This window comes from Rhizobium hidalgonense (assembly GCF_002914525.1).
Taxonomy (GTDB): Bacteria; Pseudomonadota; Alphaproteobacteria; order Rhizobiales; family Rhizobiaceae; genus Rhizobium; species Rhizobium hidalgonense.
On record NZ_LODW01000014.1, the window covers coordinates 1 to 1,331 of the forward strand.

Annotated in this window: 1 pseudogene; it reads right to left on the minus strand. The window is 53.4% G+C overall.

From position 1 onward, the window contains the following. A pseudogene (locus ATY29_RS01270) lies at positions 1–1,294 on the minus strand (Ulp1 family isopeptidase); the annotation flags it as partial. Between the last annotated feature and the right edge of the window lie 37 nt (positions 1,295–1,331).

A 1,331-nucleotide genomic window follows, 5' to 3' on the forward strand; every position in this document is an offset into this window, starting at 1 on the left:
ATTGCTGCTGATCACTGCCGTTGAGCCGGCTCGCTATGCTCTCCCTACCCCTGGTTTGCAGCCAATCACCAAACTTTCGCTGATTGCTGACCAGCTTCGAGACGACTATCCTCTGCGAAGTCGAGTCCGATCCGAGCTTGCTCAGCTCTTCGTTGGCGAAGCTATCAATCATGAGGGCGTCGTCGGGATAAGGATTATGCTGTTTCAACTGCGACTCAGCGCCTAGATACTGCCGCAGCCGATCGAGACTCACGTTTATTCTTTTTCCTTCAGCCTTGGTAAAGGCCCTCAAATCGTCCTTTAACGACTGTTGCTGCTGATCACTGCCAGTCAGGCGACTGGCTATGCTCCCCCGACCCTTCTTTCGGAGCCAATCACTAAACCTCCGTTTATTGCTGGCCAGATTCAAAACGCTTTTCCGCTTGGAAGTCGAGTCCGATCCGAGCTTGCTCAGCTCTTCCTTGGTGAAGCTATCAATCATGAGGGCGTCGTCGGGATAAGGATTATGCTGTTTCAACTGGGACTCGGCGCCTAGATACTGCCGCAGCCGATCGAAACTCACGACCACTTTTTTTCCTTCCTCCTTGGTAAAGGCCCTAAAATCCTCCTGCAACGACCGTTGCTGCTCATCAGTACCCGTGAGTCGGCTGACTATGCTCTCCCTGCCCTCCCTTTTGAGCCAAGCGCTAAATTTTCGTTGGTTACTGGCATTTTTCCGGGAAGTCGCGGCCGGTCGGAGCTTACTCCGCTCTTCGTTGGCCAAGGCCTCAATAATGAGGGCGTCGTCGGGATAAGGATTATGCTGTTTCAACTGGGACTCGGCGCCTAGATACTGCCGCAGCCGATCTAAACTCACGCTTATTTTTTTTCCTTCAGCGTTGGTAAAGTTACTGTAATCGTCCTTTAACGACTGTTGCTGCTGATCACTGCCAGTCAGGCGACTGGCGATGCTCTCCCTGCCCTCCCTTTGGAGCCAATCGCTAAACCTCCGTTGATTGCTGGCCATATTCCAGACAACATTCCTCTTGGAAGTCGAGACCGGTCGGAGCTTACTCCGCTCTTCGTTGGCCAAGGCATCAATAATGAGGGCGTCGTCGGGATAGGGAACATGAATTCGGCGCCCCATCAGGCGCGGCCCAGGTCCAACGGCTTGGAGTTCTTGCCCCTCAGGCGAGAGCCTCCTGAAATGAGACAGTGCTGAGTTAAGACGCTTACGATCGTCCCCACCGTTTGCCCAGTAATCCGCGATATCACCGGCTAGCGAATCTGGATCGTTTAAAAACCGAGAAGCCATCGAATCTCTGTTTGCTGCTCGGAGCCAACGAGCGAAC